At 54.2% G+C, this 17,335-nt stretch carries 15 protein-coding genes; 8 read left to right on the forward strand and 7 right to left on the reverse strand.

The genetic code is table 11. The features are described from left to right. Positions 1–55: 55 nt before the first annotated feature. The gene (folB, locus tag K6K13_RS17140; RefSeq protein WP_222158054.1) at positions 56–409 is read right to left on the reverse strand and encodes a bifunctional dihydroneopterin aldolase/7,8-dihydroneopterin epimerase; all 354 of its coding nucleotides are present in this window, start codon (positions 407–409) and stop codon (positions 56–58) included. A 107-nt stretch (positions 410–516) separates the two neighbouring features. On the opposite strand from folB, the gene plsY reads away from it, so the two are divergent. Beyond that, the gene (gene plsY, locus K6K13_RS17145; protein WP_222158055.1) at positions 517–1,143 is read left to right on the forward strand and encodes a glycerol-3-phosphate 1-O-acyltransferase PlsY; all 627 of its coding nucleotides are present in this window, start codon (positions 517–519) and stop codon (positions 1,141–1,143) included. A 94-nt stretch (positions 1,144–1,237) separates the two neighbouring features. After that, on the forward strand, positions 1,238–1,765 hold the full coding sequence (gene ppa / locus K6K13_RS17150) for an inorganic diphosphatase (RefSeq protein ID WP_222158056.1): 528 nt from the start codon (positions 1,238–1,240) through the stop codon (positions 1,763–1,765). 68 nt (positions 1,766–1,833) lie between these two features. Here the strand turns inward: ppa and K6K13_RS17155 are convergent, their stop codons facing one another. From K6K13_RS17155 to tamA, 4 genes are all read right to left on the reverse strand, one after another. Next, positions 1,834–2,742, reverse strand: coding sequence for a siderophore-interacting protein (locus K6K13_RS17155; RefSeq protein ID WP_222158057.1), 909 nt, complete (start codon positions 2,740–2,742; stop codon positions 1,834–1,836). A 215-nt stretch (positions 2,743–2,957) separates the two neighbouring features. Continuing rightward, positions 2,958–3,299, reverse strand: coding sequence for a gamma-glutamylcyclotransferase family protein (locus tag K6K13_RS17160; protein ID WP_222158058.1), 342 nt, complete (start codon positions 3,297–3,299; stop codon positions 2,958–2,960). A gap of 2 nt (positions 3,300–3,301) precedes the next feature. Next, positions 3,302–7,171 carry an autotransporter assembly complex protein TamB gene (gene tamB / locus K6K13_RS17165; RefSeq protein WP_222158059.1) on the reverse strand — a complete coding sequence of 1,290 codons (3,870 nt, stop codon included), beginning with the start codon at positions 7,169–7,171 and terminating at the stop codon, positions 3,302–3,304. Then, positions 7,168–8,904 carry an autotransporter assembly complex protein TamA gene (gene tamA, locus K6K13_RS17170; protein ID WP_222158060.1) on the reverse strand — a complete coding sequence of 579 codons (1,737 nt, stop codon included), beginning with the start codon at positions 8,902–8,904 and terminating at the stop codon, positions 7,168–7,170. Before tamA ends, tamB begins: the two co-directional genes overlap by 4 nt. 236 nt (positions 8,905–9,140) lie before the next feature. On the opposite strand from tamA, the gene msrA reads away from it, so the two are divergent. Together msrA and paeA are read left to right on the forward strand one after the other, a co-directional pair. Then, the gene (gene msrA / locus K6K13_RS17175) at positions 9,141–9,782 is read left to right on the forward strand and encodes a peptide-methionine (S)-S-oxide reductase MsrA (protein ID WP_252120338.1); all 642 of its coding nucleotides are present in this window, start codon (positions 9,141–9,143) and stop codon (positions 9,780–9,782) included. Positions 9,783–10,156: 374 nt separating this feature from the next. After that, positions 10,157–11,497 (forward strand): polyamine export protein PaeA, encoded by a 1,341-nt coding sequence (gene paeA / locus K6K13_RS17180; RefSeq protein WP_222158062.1) that lies wholly within the window; start codon positions 10,157–10,159, stop codon positions 11,495–11,497. Positions 11,498–11,576: 79 nt separating this feature from the next. Here paeA and K6K13_RS17185 read toward each other — a convergent pair whose 3' ends face one another. Next, positions 11,577–11,783, reverse strand: a complete 207-nt coding sequence (locus K6K13_RS17185; protein ID WP_222158063.1) for a DUF1107 domain-containing protein — start codon at positions 11,781–11,783, stop codon at positions 11,577–11,579. 313 nt (positions 11,784–12,096) lie between these two features. Between K6K13_RS17185 and K6K13_RS17190 the strand changes: the two genes are divergently transcribed. Beyond that, positions 12,097–12,678 carry a YtfJ family protein gene (locus tag K6K13_RS17190; protein WP_222158064.1) on the forward strand — a complete coding sequence of 194 codons (582 nt, stop codon included), beginning with the start codon at positions 12,097–12,099 and terminating at the stop codon, positions 12,676–12,678. Positions 12,679–12,745: 67 nt separating this feature from the next. Here the strand turns inward: K6K13_RS17190 and cysQ are convergent, their stop codons facing one another. Further along, positions 12,746–13,486: a 3'(2'),5'-bisphosphate nucleotidase CysQ gene (gene cysQ, locus K6K13_RS17195; protein ID WP_222158065.1), complete on the reverse strand. Its 741-nt coding sequence runs from the start codon at positions 13,484–13,486 to the stop codon at positions 12,746–12,748. Between the two features lie 185 nt (positions 13,487–13,671). Between cysQ and K6K13_RS17200 the strand changes: the two genes are divergently transcribed. The 3 genes from K6K13_RS17200 to ytfE all read left to right on the forward strand — a co-directional run bounded on the left by K6K13_RS17200 (position 13,672) and on the right by ytfE (position 17,275). Next, positions 13,672–15,621 carry a bifunctional 2',3'-cyclic-nucleotide 2'-phosphodiesterase/3'-nucleotidase gene (locus K6K13_RS17200; RefSeq protein ID WP_222158066.1) on the forward strand — a complete coding sequence of 650 codons (1,950 nt, stop codon included), beginning with the start codon at positions 13,672–13,674 and terminating at the stop codon, positions 15,619–15,621. 187 nt (positions 15,622–15,808) lie between these two features. Further along, the gene (locus tag K6K13_RS17205; RefSeq protein ID WP_222158067.1) at positions 15,809–16,543 is read left to right on the forward strand and encodes a hypothetical protein; all 735 of its coding nucleotides are present in this window, start codon (positions 15,809–15,811) and stop codon (positions 16,541–16,543) included. Between the two features lie 66 nt (positions 16,544–16,609). After that, positions 16,610–17,275, forward strand: a complete 666-nt coding sequence (ytfE, locus tag K6K13_RS17210) for an iron-sulfur cluster repair protein YtfE (protein WP_222158068.1) — start codon at positions 16,610–16,612, stop codon at positions 17,273–17,275. Positions 17,276–17,335: the final 60 nt, after the last annotated feature.

The following is a 17,335-nucleotide window of genomic DNA, read 5'->3' on the forward strand; positions in this document are numbered from 1 at the left end:
ACTAAAAAACGGGGTGTTAGTTTCACTGACAAAAAAGATTCATAAAAAAATTCGGTTATCGGGTGCCACGCTCAATCACAACGCCCACCTGACGCGCTTGCGCGACCGCCCCCGGCTTGCTCACTTTGATCCGCAGCCAGGGGATGGCAAAGCTCTGCATCAGCAATTGCGCCACCTCTTCCGCCACGCGCTCGACCAGCGCAAACGGCTGACTGGAGACATGGGCAATCACCGCGTCGCTGACATCGGCATAGCTGAGGCAGTCGTTGACATCGTCGCTTGCGGCGGCCTTACGGTTATCCCAGCCCATTTCGATATCGAGCACCAGCTTTTGCGAAATAGTTTGTTCCCAGTCGTAAACGCCGATAGTGGCAATCACGGTAAGTTCTTCTATAAATACAATATCCATCACGTCGTTCTCTGATTTTGGCGCTGTTTGGTATCACTTCCGCCGGAATATGCGTATTATCCACGGATGGCAACTGTAAAACGACCTTTATTCAACGGAACCGCGTTATGAGTGCTACCGCGCTTGGCATGATAATTTTCGCGTATCTGTGCGGCTCCATCTCCAGTGCTATTCTGGTGTGCCGCATCGCGGGTCTGCCCGATCCACGTCAGCATGGCTCAGGAAACCCCGGCGCGACTAACGTATTGCGTATCGGAGGCAAAACCGCCGCCGCTACGGTGTTGGTGTTTGACGTGCTGAAAGGCATGTTACCGGTTTGGGGCGCTTACGCGCTCGGCGTTACACCGCTTTATCTTGGTATTACCGCGATTGCCGCCTGTTTGGGCCATATCTACCCAGTATTTTTCCGTTTTCGCGGCGGGAAAGGCGTGGCAACCGCGTTTGGTGCTATCGCGCCTGTCGGCTGGGATCTGACCGGTGTCATGACCGTCACCTGGCTGCTTACCGTACTGCTGAGCGGCTATTCCTCCCTCGGTGCCATTGTAAGCGCACTGATTGCGCCCTTTTATGTGTGGTGGTTCAAACCGCAATTCACCTTTCCGGTGGCCATGCTCTCTTGCCTGATCCTGATGCGGCATCACGACAATATTCAACGTCTGTGGCGCGGGCAGGAAAGCAAGATTTGGAAGCGCCGTAGCAAAGAAGAAACCCCGCCGAACGATGATGCTGACTAAACGCCACTGAGAGTGAAAAACCACAGCACTTTACCAATGGGTTGGCTATAATGGCCGCCACTCCATTTCTGACGTTAGAAAAAAGGAAACAGACATGAGTTTGATTAACGTCCCGGCGGGCAAATCACTGCCAGATGATATCTATGTAGTTATTGAGATCCCGGCCAACGCTGACCCCATCAAGTACGAAGTCGATAAAGAGACTGGCGCCCTGTTTGTAGACCGTTTCATGGCAACGGCGATGTTCTACCCGTGCAACTACGGCTACATCAACAACACGCTGTCTCTGGACGGTGACCCGGTTGACGTACTGGTACCGACGCCGTATCCGCTGCAACCCGGTTCAGTGATCCGTTGCCGTCCGGTTGGCGTGCTGAAAATGACCGACGAATCCGGTGAAGATGCCAAAGTGGTTGCCGTGCCGCACACCAAACTGAGCAAAGAATACGATCACATCAAAGACGTGAACGATCTGCCGGAACTGCTGCGTGGCCAAATCGCCCACTTCTTCGAGCAATACAAAGCGCTGGAAAAAGGCAAATGGGTGAAAGTTGAAGGTTGGGAAGACGTGGAAGCGGCCAAAGCCGAGATCGTTGCCTCCTTCGAACGCGCGAAAAAATAAGCGTGTAGCGCACTGCGCAACCTATGTTACGGCGAGGATTTCCTCGCCGTTTTCTTTTCCGCGCGCGGTTAAAGATCGCGCTGCCGTTCGCGGCTCCAGTAAGCCATAAACGTGATGATATCGCGTGGCACCTGACGTTCACCGGATAAGTAACGCCGCAGGTTTTTCACCACCGAAGACTCCGCCGCCACCCAGCCAAAGAATTGGCCGTGCGTCTGACTGGCCGACTCCCACAGCAACTCACCTTCTGCAACTTCATGCAATTCGGTGGCTTCTGCTTCCGCACGTATCTCCGGCAAACGCACATGCGCTCGCACGCTATGCAACAGTCGTTCACCGTAAGAGGCACCCTGCGGCTTACGCGGTAGCCAGTGTACCTCGGCAAAGGCAAAGGCGCTCATATCCACGCAGTCGGCTTCCAGCGGCACTTCGATAAACGCCTGCACCTGTACGATGCTCGACTGCTGCGCCAGCTGTTCCAGAATACCCTTGATAGCAGGCAGCGCAGTTTCATCACCAATTAGCAAGGCATGGGCCATTTCCGCTGGCGGCAGCCACTCATAGCCACCGCTATCGCCTTCATAATCACCGGCGCACGGCGCAACAATGCGCAATGCCTCCCCCGGTTGCGCCTGTATTGCCCAGGCAGACGCTGGCCCTTCAGTGCCATGAACCACAAACTCTACCGCCATTTCAGCGTTAGCCACATCCACATCGCGCAGGGTGTAGGTGCGCATCACCGGCCGCTGCGCCTTGGGCAGCGCCAGCCACTGACGATACCACTCATCACTGTCAGGCAATTCGGGGAAAACGCCATCGGCGGGAGGAAGCAGCAGCTTGATGCGTTGGTCCGGTGCGTCCATTTTCATCTGGCGTACCGACTCACCGGAGAACACACAGCGCATCAGGGAAGGCGTCAGGTAAGTTTTATGCGCCAGCACAACGTTAAAAATGCGGTATTTCTGTTTTTCTGCCATGACCTTTCTCATCTTATCCCGCAGGGGCAGCCAGAATGGCCCCACATCGGGCCCAAAGGGGCGTTCACCTTAGCACTCGTGATTGATAATGAGAAACATTATTGTTAATGAAAGGATAACAGAACGGTGTGGTATAGGAGGGGCAAGGAAAAGAGAGATGAATCGTAACCGACACCGCGCCGGTTACGCTGTTATTTACCAACTACCCAGTATCATTACTGCTCGCGCGTCAGCCAATCGCCATCGTCGATACGCGGCAACCCTGTTACCGAGTGTTGATACAGATAGATCCACGCACTCCCGAGCGGGGTGTTGATTAACTCGCGCTTGTATTCGTGACCATCACGCTTTAGCGCATCGAGTTCTGTCAGGATAGATGAGCTTATGCGATAAACTTCGCAAAGAATTTCCCCTTCCCCGACTACCACCGCAGGATAATGGCCAAGGTCATACATCTCGTAACCACCGAGCTGACAATCCCCTAGCCACTGTGCGTTCGTCATCCAGTGACTGTTTCCCTGTTTGCGTCGTAAACTGCCATAAACAATAATTCGCATCGCTAAAACTCGAACTGATAGAGCACATTCAGTGCCTGATCGAGACCAGACACCGCTTCCAAATAGAGTCTTGGCATTAACCGATAACGCAACGTCAACGTTGCTAAAGAGTCAAATATGCCAATGCCGTATCTGACCTGAAGGCCTGGGAGGACGTAACCGCTGACCACAACCTGAGAGTCGTCGCCAGCGCCCTGTGTATCCAGAGCTAAATCACTTACGCCAAAGGCCTCGCCGATTCTACCCACAACTTGACCACTTTGCGCAACCCCTAACCCTACTAAGGCCGAGGTCATCATATTACTGTCTGAACCGGTGCTGTCCAGTCCTTGACCCCGTAACAGGTAAGATAATGCTTCTTGCTGCGATAATGTCGGTGTGGAAAACACCTCGATATGGGGCGCGCTGGCCGCGCCAGTGATGCGCACCCCCGCCGTCACACCATCCGCCGTATTATCAGGATTGCGCACCGCTTCGATGTTCAGATTCGGCTCGGCGGGTGGCCCAGAGAACACCAGAATCCCTTTTTGCACGATCAAATCCTGCCCGTAAGCCTTGAAACACCCGGTAGGGATGTTGATCTGGCCGTTCAGTCCCAAACCGCGCTCGTCCTGCACCATTTTCAGGTCGCCTTGCAAACTGGCACGCAGGCCAAAGGCATCAAGGCGCACATCGTCACCCACGCGAATGGTCAGGTTACTGTTGATCGGTATCGCAGCGTTGTTACGCGCTAGCGGCTGGCGTTGTTCGTCCAACAGCACTTCATCCGAGGAAACATCCACCGCATTTTCCGGCATCTGTTGTACGGTAATACGCGCCCATGGCACCCTGACCGCCCCATTGAGGGTAAAGAGCTGCGGCGTAGCGACAAACTCAATATCCGGGGAAACATCGAGCCGCACCGTCGGCGGCAGCGTGACACGAACGCGGTCCCCCTTCGCCGCAATACGCGCCCGCCATGCTTCCGGCTGATGCCAATCCGCATCCCCGTTAAGATTAAGCTGGCCTTGCGTGGTTTTCAGAAAACCCTGTAGCGTAGAACTCATGCCATTGAAGCTCACCGCCAACCGACCATCGGTCAGATCGACAGGCATCCAGTGACCGTCGATATCCAGCCCTTCCAGCGCCAGTTGTCCGTTCAACTGCGGCTGACGCACATTACCGCCAACGCGCAACGCGCCGTTCAGCATACCCGCCGCTTTCTCACCCCGGCTTAACGCCGGATTCAGCAGCGCAAGGGAGATTTTGTCGATGGCAATATCCCCCCCCAGTTTGCGTCGTCCCTGCGGATCCTTCACCTGGATATCACCGCGGAACTGGCCATTATTGTGAATAGCGACGAGCCACCCCAGCGTCGCGCGGCCGCGATCGACACCCGCATTCAGCGTAAAAGTGTCAAAATCGACAGGCAGCGTGTTGCCGTTCATCTGCTGACGCAGTGCAACCTTGTTCCCGGTAAGCGCGATTTTTGCCTGCGGCAACCCACCCCCCGGCTGCCAGGCGACGTCAGCACGCCCGGTAAAGACGCCGCTCAGCGCAGTATCTGCGCCCAAAAACGGTTCCAGCATCTTCAAATCAAAGCGGTTCAACACCACGCTGGCTTGGCCGCTCGGGCCAATGTCGACGGCACGCGGCACGCACAGCTCCGCATTCGGGTTTTGCCAACAGTGCGCACCGAGTGTGATGCGCGCCAGCGCTTGCTGATAATCCAGCGACAGGGAAGGCGACAAACGCCATTCCCCCACCGGAGTAGTGAACTGAGTTTGATCGAGCGTACCGCGCCAACGCTGCTGTGCTCTGTCGAAGTGCCCGGTCAGGGTCAGTTGTCCGGCGACCGGTTCTCCTTCTACGTTCAAGCGCAGCTGATGCTGCTGTTCATTGCCTTGCGCATTCAGTGTCAGCAGAGAAACCTTCACGCCTTCCTGTTGCAATTGCTCAACGCGCAACGCCATTCGGCCATTCACTTGCGCATCCGAGCGCACATCGCTTTCCAACGTCAGGCGATTGACTGATAACCCCTGCCAGCGCAGCCCTGTGCCATTGAGATCCGCCAACAGCTGCGGTGCGGTGTGGTTACCGCGCAGCCGCACCGTGCCAGTGACGCGCCCTGCCAGTCCCGGCAAGGCGCCGTTTAACGCAGGCGCATCAATGACGCCGTCCAGTTTCCATTGCTGACCCAAATCGCCTTTGACATCAATCTGATTACGCCCCAACGCCAGGTTGATGCCGGGAATATGCCACTGGCCTGCCGCATTGCCGTTCAGCGAACCTTGCGCCGTCAGTTTGTTTTGCTTGATATTGCCGTTCAGGCGCAGTTCAGTCACCGCCACCTGCCAGTTACCACCGTACAGGCTGCCGCGCGTACTGATTTTGCCATCGATACGCGCAGGCCATTCCGGCCATTGCTTCGCCGTGTTAATGCCATCGAGCACCAGTTCGCTGCGCCAACTGATGGCTTTACTCCAGTCCACCAGTGCGCGCAACTCAGCGTAGCCTTGCAACGCAGAGAGCCGTAGTGGGCTTATATCAAACTGCTGCAGATTGCCTTTGCCTTCCAACGCCAGCGTTGCAGGCGGCACGGCGCTACCGCGAATATCACCATTGACCTTCAAGGTATAATCCGTGGCCTTCCCGTTGAGGCTTAACGCCAGATTATTAACCTGATACTCGGCGTCTCCCGTTAGCGGCCAGGCAAGACGCTCAGACTGCACGGTCAGCGCCAACGGCAGTTCAGGCTGGGCCAACTGCGCTTTCAGGGTGAGCAGCGCACGCTGCGGCCCGGACAGGTTAAGCGTGGTGTTCAGCCAGTCATGCAGGCTGCCCTCCACCGTCAGTTTGACCTTCTCGCCTTTCAACGGCGCGGTATTTACCACCCCGTTCAGAACAAAAGACAGCGGCCAGTTATCGCTCAGCGTAGCCTCGCCCGCCGCATGCAGGGCACCTTGCGGCGACTGGATCGCGAGTTTTTCCAACTGAATATGTTGTTGTTGGGTAGCGGCTTTCAATTGCAACGTGGTGAGCGTGATGTCTTGATCGCCGGTCAGCCGCAGTTGTTCGCCGCGCAAATCGCTGATGTTTATATCAAGTGGCAGCGTGAACGCGGGCAACGCCGGCAGCAGCGGCTTGGCAAACAGCGCCTGTAGCTGCTCGCCCAACGCAGGTGGCATCGCCACGTTTTCCGCTGCGGGTGGCATTGCTTCAGGTTGCGGTGTAACAGCAGCCTGCGCCGTGGCGGAGGCGATATCACCCACTTCCGACGCGGTGACCTTGCCATCTTCGGTGGCCGCCAGCGTACTTTCCGCGACAGTCGCTGTCGGTTTGGTTTTCGGCAGTGCCACCAGCAGTGCATTGATTTGCGTTGGCAGCAAGGTCAACGCGCGTCCTTCCCAGTGCATGCCAGTGTGCAGTTCACCCAACGAGACAGCGGTATCATCCAGCGTGACGCGGATATTGTTGAGTGTCAGCTGGCTAAGACGTATCGGGAACGGCGCCGTCAACTCGCCCACCGGTGCACTGGGGGCAGGCGTCTGCGCAGGCGGCGGCATGGCGCTGCTGTCGATGACGACATCAAGATCGCGTAGCGCAATATCATCGATGCAAATCTGGCTACGCGTCAGGCAGCCCAGCGCCAGCGAAAGGTGGAGTTCACCGGCGTTGAGCGTGATACCCGGCGTTTGATAACCGACACCGCGCAGAGTCAGATCGCGCCAACCGCCTTGCACCTCGGCGATCTCCAACCCTGGCACCCAGCGCGCCGCGCCATTAAGCAGCAGATGCAACCCCGGCGTGGTAAACAGTAATCCCGCCAGCGTGATGAGCAACAGCAACAAAAATGCGATGGCCCCAATGGCTATTTTCTTTATCAGGCTCATAGCTCAGGCCCCAAACCAATATAGAACTGGAGATCGTTACGCCTCTCGGAATCATTGACCGGGACGGCAAAATCAAATTTGACCGGCCCCACCGGCGAGGCCCAGCGGATCCCGACACCGGCACCGGTTTTCAGGTCGTTGATCTTGAGATCGTTTACCGCATCACCGGTATCGACAAACACCGCCCCCCACCAGCGTCCGGTAAAGTTGTACTGGTATTCCAAAGAACCGGTCAGCAATTTTGACGCACCGGTCAGTTTGCCTTCGTCATCACGCGGTGAGATAGAACGGAACTTATAGCCGCGAATGCTGCGATCGCCCCCGGCAAAGAAACGCAGAGACGGCGGCACGCGAGAGAAGCTGTTGGTTTCAATCCAACCGACGTTGCCACGTGCGACAAAACGGTGCTTATCCTCCAACGTGCGGATCCAGACGTTCTGCGCCTGTATCACCGCAAAATCAATATACGAACCCCAAGTGGTATCCGAGATATCCAGCGAATAACGCTGTGAATCCCCCCAGGTGGGCATGGTCCCGCCGCGCTGTCGCGTGCGATTCAGCGTCAGGCCGGGATAGAGCAGCATGGTGGTATCGGTGACACTGCCCTGGGTAAAGTGATCGAGACTCCAGCGCAGGTTAATCGAGCGCTGCCAACCGCGATTAAGCGTCCAGAAGCGCGCCACGTTGAGCATGGTGCCGTCTGATTTGGTGTCATTCAGGTCTTCGCGTTTAAAACCGGCTTGCAGCAAGTAGAACTGCTCCAGCGGGCTTCTCAGCAAGGGGATTTTGTAACTGAAATCCAACGACTGTTCCGGTGCCGAGACTCTCAGACTGCTTTCCAGACTGTGCCCACGCTCGTTGATCCACGGCCTGCGCCACGTGGTCTGAAAGCGCGGCCCCACGTCAGTGGAGTATCCCACCCCGGTTTCCAGTAAATTGCGCGCACGCGGTGTAACCACCGCATCCAGCGGCAGCATTTTATCGGTTTTTCCCGCCGCGAAATTGGGGGAGACCACTGCCGAGGTGAACCATCCAGTGGCGGACAAACGCCGGTTTAATTCGCCCAGATCTTCGCTGGTATACTCATCGCCCCGTTCAAACGGGATCAAATTGCGCAGATAGGCTTCATCAATTTGACTGCCCTGGAAGTGCACATCACCGAAACGGTAACGGGTACCGCCGTCATAATCGATATCCCAGAAGGCTTCCCGCGTTTCGCGGATCACGCCCAACTGGCTTTTGTTGTAGTGCGCATCAAAGTACCCTTTACGCAGCGCCAGGTTATTTAATGAACGCTTAAAATCATCATAGTCCCCGTGGTTCAGCACGCTGCCTATTGCAGGCAGGCTGCGGCGCCGCAGTTGGAGGAAATCACTGTCGCTGCTGGCATCGCCCCGCAGCAGAACATCGGTACCCGCGATGTTGACCGGCTCACCCGGCGTCACCGTCACCAACAGCAGCGGACGTCCGCCGTTTTCTGCCGGGCGGTACTCAAAATTGATTTGCGGATCGTAATACCCCAGCGCCCGTAACCCGCGCCGGATCGCATCATCAACCCGGGCACGAAAGCGCCCGTCGGCGCTGATTTCATCAGGGCCAATGGTAGACAAGCGCGCACGCACGTTGCGCTGTAATTCCCCTTCCAATCCTACCACTTGCAAACGCACGTTCTCTGCATAGGACGATGCAGTTGCAAGCAGGCACACAAAAAGCCAAGTACGGTATCGTGACACGACAACTCCCCACGTTCGTTTATATTGTTCTACACAGGCGTGTTTTGAAAATCATGTCAAAAACAATCCCACTTAACATCCTCATCTACACTCACTCTAAAGTGTAATGAATAATTTCAAAAATGCAGGTTGCGCAACGCCTTAACCTTAAACGGCCTTGAACGATAAAGACAGCGTGAACTTTCTTAGTTATTCTGTTACCTATGAATAACATGGGTTATCGCGGGAGTAACAACGTGGTACAGCACAGTGATAAAAACCAACGTATCCGTCAATCAGAAGCGCTGCCAGGACGAGGCACGCCAATGCCGCTGGCACGCCTGAACGTTGTCAGCCAACATTCCATGACTCACGTTCCTGACAATATGGACGTTGCGCTGTTCGCCATGGGCTGTTTTTGGGGCGTGGAGCGTTTGTTCTGGCAGCAGGCAGGCGTATACAGCACCGCAGCAGGCTACACCGGCGGCTTTACGCCCAATCCAACCTACCGTGAAGTCTGTAGTGGGCTTACCGATCACGCCGAAGCGGTACGCATCGTCTACGATCCTGCCGTCATCAGCTACGAACGCCTGCTACAACTGTTTTGGGAAAATCACGATCCGGCACAAGGCATGCGAAAGGGTAACGATCTCGGCACGCAGTATCGTTCAGCCATCTACACGCTCACCGCAGAACAGATGACGTTGGCACAAGCAAGTCTGGTACGTTTCCAGCAAGCCATGCATACCAGCGGTGATGCACGCACCATCAGCACAGAAATCGTCCAGGCGGGCCCCTTTTATTACGCGGAAGATGAACACCAGCAATACCTGCACAAGAATCCCGGCGGCTATTGCGGATTGGCGGGCATCGGCCTGTGTTTACCACCCAACACCTGATAAATTGCTCATATTTTACGCCATGCTTGCCAAATGACCCATCAACACCGTTATAATGCTTGCGCCGCCTGACATCCGTCATGGCGGCGTTATTCATTTTGTTATCTATACCCGTCATACTTCACGTTGCAGGTGTGTTGGCTGCGCTCAGTCACCCGAATCACTTACTTGAGTAAGTTCATCGGGATTAATGAATCTCATCCCTGAGATTCACCCTACGGGCCAGCGCAAGCGCTGTTCAAATCTGTTCCAGACAGATTTGTCCTTCACTTTCCGTCTTCCTGCAACGCGAAATATTTAGGATATAATGCGGCTATTACTATTCATGCATTCATGACCTTCCAGAGGATCCGGCCACGACGGCTGGAAAACATATGTTAAACAGTTTATTACTGATAGTTCTTCTGATCGCGCTCAGTGCGTTTTTCTCGTTGTCCGAGATATCGCTGGCCGCTTCACGCAAAATAAAACTTAAACAGATGGCCGATGAGGGCAATCTCAACGCCGCCATGGTGCTAAAACTCCAAGAAACGCCCGGTATCTTTTTTACTGTTATTCAAATCGGCATTAACGCCGTGGCCATTCTGGCCGGTATTATCGGCGATCAAGCGTTCTCCCCCTATTTCACCGTATTTTTCCAACGTTTTATGACGCCAGAAATGGCCGATACCGTCAGCTTTGCCTGTTCCTTTGTGCTGGTGACCAGCCTGTTTATTCTGTTAGGCGATTTGACGCCGAAACGCATTGGCATGACGACGCCGGAAGCCGTTGCTATCCGGATTATCAATCCCATGCGCTTCTGCTTGTTTTTTTTCCGTCCGTTGGTGTGGTTTTTTAATGGCCTGTCGAATGTGATCTTTCGTTTACTCAAACTGCCTATGGTACGCAACGACGACATCACCTCCGATGATATTTATGCCGTGGTGGAAGCCGGGGCGCTGGCGGGCGTGCTGCGTAAGCAGGAACATGAATTGATTGAAAACGTCTTTGAGCTGGAATCACGCACAGTGCCCTCGTCGATGACATCGCGAGAAAGCGTGGTGTTTTTCGATCTGCACGAAGACGAAGCGCAAATCAAAGAGAAGATTGCCCAGCAGCCGCATTCCAAGTTTCTGGTGTGCAACGGCAACATCGACCAGGTCGTCGGTTATGTTGACTCCAAGGATCTGCTCAACCGCGTTTTGGGCAACCAGAGTCTGGCGCTCAATGGCGGCATTCAAATCCGTACTGCACTGATTGTGCCCGATACGCTGACACTCTCGGAAGCGCTGGAAAGCTTTAAAGCGGCGGGCGAAGATTTCGCGGTGATCCTGAACGAATATGCGCTGGTGGTAGGCATTATCACCCTGAACGACGTGATGACCACGCTGATGGGCGATCTGGTTGGTCAGGGCATGGAAGAACAGATTGTGGCGCGTGATGAAAACTCGTGGCTCATCGATGGCGGCACGCCGATTGAAGATGTGATGCGGGCGCTGGATATCGACGATTTCCCCCATTCGGACAATTACGAAACCATCGGCGGCTTTATGATGTATACGCTGCGTAAGATCCCGAAACGCACCGATTATGTCCGCTTTGCAGGCTATAAATTTGAAGTGGTGGATATTGATAGCTACAAGATTGACCAGTTGCTGGTCACGCGCCTTGAAGAGAAGAACCCCGCGTCAACGGCCATTGCTTATGCAGCATCCACGGCAGAACCCAAAAGCTAGTCTTCAACCTGTGCCAGCTTGAACCGCTGGCCCATTGCTGCTGCCCATCATTGGCGGCAGCAGCGTTCCTCTTGAACCGTTAACCCATGTCGGCTTGCAGCCGCAGCACTTGACGGTTCACCTCAGACATTACCAGCAAATGCTGTTTGTCTTGGGTTTTCGGCAATAATATTTTGCCGTAATCAAACTCGAAAGCACCGATGCCTCTGATATACAACCTGCCGCGAAACAGCGTTTTCACGTACTTCGCGACTTTTAACGGGTTGTAACGTTCGAAGATCCGCATTGTATCTCTCCTCCCGTTTTCATTTTTCTCTTTGGCCCCACGCTGGGGTATAAAATCACGCGTTAATAGAACGCCTAACTATTAGTGTCGCCAGATGGCATTTAGTTCCACACAAAAAAGCAGCACAATTCACGGGGTTTTCAGACTGTTATAAGATAGTTCCGTTATCGATCAGCATAGTTTTATTTTTACCTTTGCGTAACAAAAATTGTGAAGATCGATCACATTTCAAACAGGACAGACCAGATAACTTCCTCTACGCTTAAGCAACGGTTTCGCGTTACCTTCGCCGCTTTCTACCAGAGGACACGTTATGACCGCCTGCCACACCTCGACGCTGCGTCTGCGAATAACCCTGTTTAGCCTGTGCACCCTGTTGACGTTACCCTGCATGGCACACAACCTTACGCTAAACAGCACCCTGCCCCCGACCGGCGTTGCCGATAAAGGGGAGCTGATGTATCAAAACCAACAGTTTAGCTACCAGAACTGGAACAGCGCACAGCTCGTAGGAAAGGTGCGCGTCATCCAGCATATTGCCGGTAGGACATCGGCCAAAGCGATGAACGATCCGCTGATCAGTGCCATCAAGGCCGCTAATCTAGCGCGTGAATATTACCAAACGACGACAATCGTCAATACCGACGACGCCATCATCGGCACAGGCCCGTTTGTTCGCAGCAGCCTTGAAGAGAGTAAAAAAACCTTTCCCTGGTCGCAGTTTATTGTCGACAGCAACGGCAACGTCCGCAAAGCCTGGCAGCTAGAACAGAAAAGTTCAGCGATTGTGGTGCTGGATAAGCGCGGTCAGGTGCGCTATGTCAAAGACGGGGCGCTCAATGCGCAAGACGTGCAGCAAGTGATGAACCTGCTGCCACTGTTGTTGAAAGAGTAATTCCCAGCAAAGAACTGGCGTGGACGATCGTCTCACCACGCCTGTCTCGCTCACACCGCTGCACACATCAAAACAACGACACACGGAACCCGGGATTGAGAAAGGATTCACGCGGTACATAATTGAGGGTTTTGCCCTGCCAGTCATGCACCTGTGCACCGGCAGCCGCAGCGACAGCGTGCCCGGCGGCGGTGTCCCACACGTTAGTCGGCCCGAAACGTGGATACAGTTGGGCCTTGCCTTCCGCTACCAGACAAAATTTAAGCGAAGACCCAATCGCTACCGTTTGGTGTTCACCCAGTTGAAGTAAATAGTCTTTTAACTCTGCGTCCAGATGAGAACGGCTCACCACCACCAGCGGTGGATGCGCATGGTTAACACGAATCAAACGACGCACACCGTCCACCTCTTTCCACGCTTTCCCCCCCGATGCCGCGTACATGACACCGGTAACCGGCACATACACTACGCCTAACACCGGCGCGCCATTTTCAATCAGCGCGATATTGACGGTGAACTCGCCGTTACGGTTAAGAAACTCTTTGGTGCCATCCAGCGGATCCACCAGCCAGTAGCGCTGCCAGTGCTGGCGAACCTCCCAGGCAGGCGGATCTTCTTCCGACAACAGGGGAATATCGGCAAACATCTGGGCCAGCCCCTGCTTGATGATGTGATGCGCCGCCAAATCCGCGGCGGTCACCGGAGACGCATCTTTTTTATGCGCGACATCGACAGGGCGTTCACCATCATACACCTGCATGATGGCGGCACCGGCGTCGCGCGCCAACTGACAAATTTGTTCCAACATAATGAACCTCGTCCTTCTGGTGCCCGCTATGTATACAATACAACGCAGTAACGGACCTATTCTTTGTCAAAAGAGTGAGATGCGCCACTGACCTGTCATGATTCTATGCCAATTTACTTCCTTTGGTAGGATACTTTACGAGTATCAAATCAAAGTGCAACGCCAACATGAAGGAGTCAGGCAATATGAAGCACGCGCTCGCGCCAGGTTTAGTGGCCCTGTTTGTTACCACCACACTGCACGCTGCCACCGTCGATCTGCGCATTTTGGAAACGACCGATCTGCACAGCAATATGATGGATTTTGATTATTACAAAGATACCCCCACCGATAAATTCGGTCTGGTACGCACCGCCAGCTTGATTCACGGCGCGCGTCAGGAGGCCACCAACAGCGTTCTGGTGGATAACGGCGACCTGATTCAGGGTAGCCCGCTGGGCGATTACATGGCGGCCAAGGGGCTGCAACAGGGCGAGGTACACCCGGTTTATCTCGCCATGAACCGGCTCGACTATGCGGTGGGCAACATCGGTAACCATGAATTCAACTACGGTCTGGATTATCTGCACAAAGCGCTGTCTGGTGCCGCTTTCCCATACGTAAACGCCAACGTGATCGATGCGAAAACCGGCAAACCGCTGTTCACGCCTTATCTGATCAAGGACACGCCGGTAAAAGATCGCGATGGCAAGACCCACACATTACGCATCGGCTATATCGGTTTTGTACCGCCGCAGATCATGGTGTGGGATAAGGCCAACCTGAGTGGCAAGGTCACCGTGGCCGACATCACCGAAACCGCCAAGAAGTGGGTGCCTGAAATGCGGCAGAAAGGGGCGGATATTGTGGTTGCCATTCCCCACTCCGGTCTTTCTGGCGAGCCGTATAAGGCCATGGCAGAGAACTCAGTGTACTACCTGAGCCAAATACCAGGCATTAATGCCATTCTGTTCGGCCATGCTCACGCCGTTTTCCCTAGCAAAGATTTTGCCGCCATTCCTGGCACGGATATCGCGCAGGGCACCTTGAACGGTGTTCCCGCTGTGATGCCCGGCCAATGGGGTGATCATCTCGGCATCGTCGATTTAGTGGTCAACAATGATAATGGCCAATGGCAGGTGACGCAGGGGAAAGCACAAGCACGCCCCATTTTCGACAAGGCGCAAAAACAATCGCGTGCCGACGCGGATAAAGAGTTGGTGAACGTGCTGTCCGACGCGCATCAGCAAACGCGCACCTTTGTCGGCAAACCCATCGGTAAAGCCGCTGACAACATGTACAGCTATTTGTCACTGGTGCAGGATGACCCCACCGTACAGATCGTCAATAACGCGCAGCGCGCCTATGTGCAGCACTTTATTCAAGGCGACCCCGATCTGGCGGATATTCCGGTGCTTTCCGCCGCCGCACCGTTTAAAGCGGGCGGTCGAAAGAACGATCCCAACAGCTATGTGGAAGTGGAAAAGGGTGAGCTGACATTCCGTAACGCCGCCGATCTCTATTTCTACCCCAACACTCTGGTGGTGGTGAAGGTGAACGGGCAGCAGGTGAAAGAGTGGCTGGAGTGCTCTGCGGGCCAGTTCAATCAAATCGATATACACAGCAAGGCACCGCAATCCCTGATCAACTGGGACGGTTTCCGCACCTATAACTTTGATGTGATTGACGGTGTTAGCTACCAGATCGATGTGACGCAGCCTGCCCGTTACGACGGGGAGTGCGCACCGCGTAACCCCACCGCCGAGCGTATCGTTAATTTGACCTACCAGGGCAAACCCATCGATCCCAAGATGACGTTCCTGATAGCCACCAACAACTACCGCGCCTACGGCGAGAAATTTGCCGGTACCGGAGAAAAGTACGTCGCCTTTGCCTCGCCGGATGAAAACCGTTCAGTGCTGGCCGCCTATATCAGCGCGGAAACGCAAAAACAGGGCGAGGTGAAACCTCAAGCGGACAACAATTGGCGTTTGGCGCCGATCAAGAGCGACACGCCACTGGATATCCGCGTGGAAACGGCACCTTCGGCTAAGGCCGCGGCGTTTATCAAAGAGAAAGCGCAATATCCAATGACATCCCTCGGCCATGATGACGTGGGCTTTGCGTTATACCGCCTCGACCTGCAAAAACAGTAATCGGCTACAGAACGCCGCTCAATGCGGCGTTCTCAACCTGCTGACAACGTCAGCGATCAGATTGCTGACCCGTGACGACAAGGAAGTGCGGCGCGGTCGCCCAGCAATCTGTTTATGAATGATCAACTAACGGCCCTCCTGTCAAAATGTACACATGTTTACATCAGGTGATTACCATTGACCAACGATGCCGATTACGTCATTCCCCCCCACGCAGCCAACGAACAAGCCCTCTGGCATGCGTCCATCAGCGACCAAAGAACGCGTTACATCTCCTTTTTTGCAAAAGTTAACCGCCATTGCTCATGACTCGGGCATTACGCTGCTCAGCCCTGATAAGTCGGACGATCGCTATGTCCGCTGGGGCCATGATTTTCGTGACTTAAAAACCAATCCAAATGAACTTCACCTTTATTGGTTCGACGATACCTACAAAGGCACTAAGCGATTAAACATCCTTGGCCATGGCAGCATTAATGCCAGCGGCAAGGGAGAAATGAGTCTGTTGCTCGAGGGAAAACCGGATAAGGTTGATGGTGCAGATCTAAAGTACATGTATGACTATCATTATCGAGCAGAAACTCTGGCGCGTTATCAGTACATCAGAGTCATTTCTTGTTGCTCGGCCGACGGATCGAACCCTTTGGGTCAGCAAATTGCCAACGCGTTTAAACGGGAGACAAAAGCGTTTTCTGGTTATGTCGATTCGTTATGTCCAGAATCGATTGAAGAAAAAAAGTTTAACCACGCGTTCAAAAGCGATGGCAATACCCCCATTGACCTGAACCGCTTACTGACCAATACGGGCAGGAGTTCTGTGCGAAAAACGCGACCGAAGGAACCGGAAAAGCAGCAACGCTGGTCTGGGTATCACCCGGTTAAATTCAAACCTGAGTGCCCCCCTCAGCGTACCTCTTTTTAAGTATATCCATTACAATAAGATGCATTTAAAATAAATCTTATAATGTTTATCGCTGAGGGCCTTATCATGCAATACCGCGAACGCACACTGGGGGAATTGGCTATCGCCATTCCTGGCGCTACTGTACTTTTCCGTGAATGTAATCTCGATTTTTGCTGTGGCGGCAAACAAACGCTGCTGCGTGCTGCCAACAAGCTGGAACTGAATATCGAGGCACTGGAAGCACGCCTGAGCGCGCTGGCGGAGCAGCCTTCAACGGAAACCCACTGGCCTTCAGCCCCATTGGGCGACATCATTCCCCACATCATCCAGCGTTATCACGATCGTCACCGCGAGCAGTTGCCGGAATTGATCCTGATGGCTGAAAAAGTGGAGCGTGTTCATCATGAAAAATCGGCATGCCCACAAGGACTGGCCGCGCAGTTAGCATTGATCCTTGACGATTTGTCCCAACACATGATGAAAGAAGAACGCATTCTGTTCCCCATGATCCAAGCGGGTATGGGCGCACAAGCCTCGGGTCCGATCTCAGTCATGGAACATGAGCATGATGACGCAGGACAACAACTGGAAGTGGTGAAAAGTCTGACCAACAACGTGACACCACCGGAAAACGCCTGCAACACCTGGCGCGCGCTGTACGCCGGTATCAATGTTTTTATCAGCGATCTGATGGAGCATATCCATCTGGAGAACAACATCCTGTTCCCCCGCGCGCTACGCGGCGAATAGCACCGCAGGTTGCAGGATAAAACAGGCTATCCTGCAACCATCTTGTCGAATTGTTATTGA

It is taken from the genome of Symbiopectobacterium purcellii (genome assembly GCF_019797845.1).
Lineage (GTDB): Bacteria > Pseudomonadota > Gammaproteobacteria > Enterobacterales > Enterobacteriaceae > Symbiopectobacterium > Symbiopectobacterium purcellii.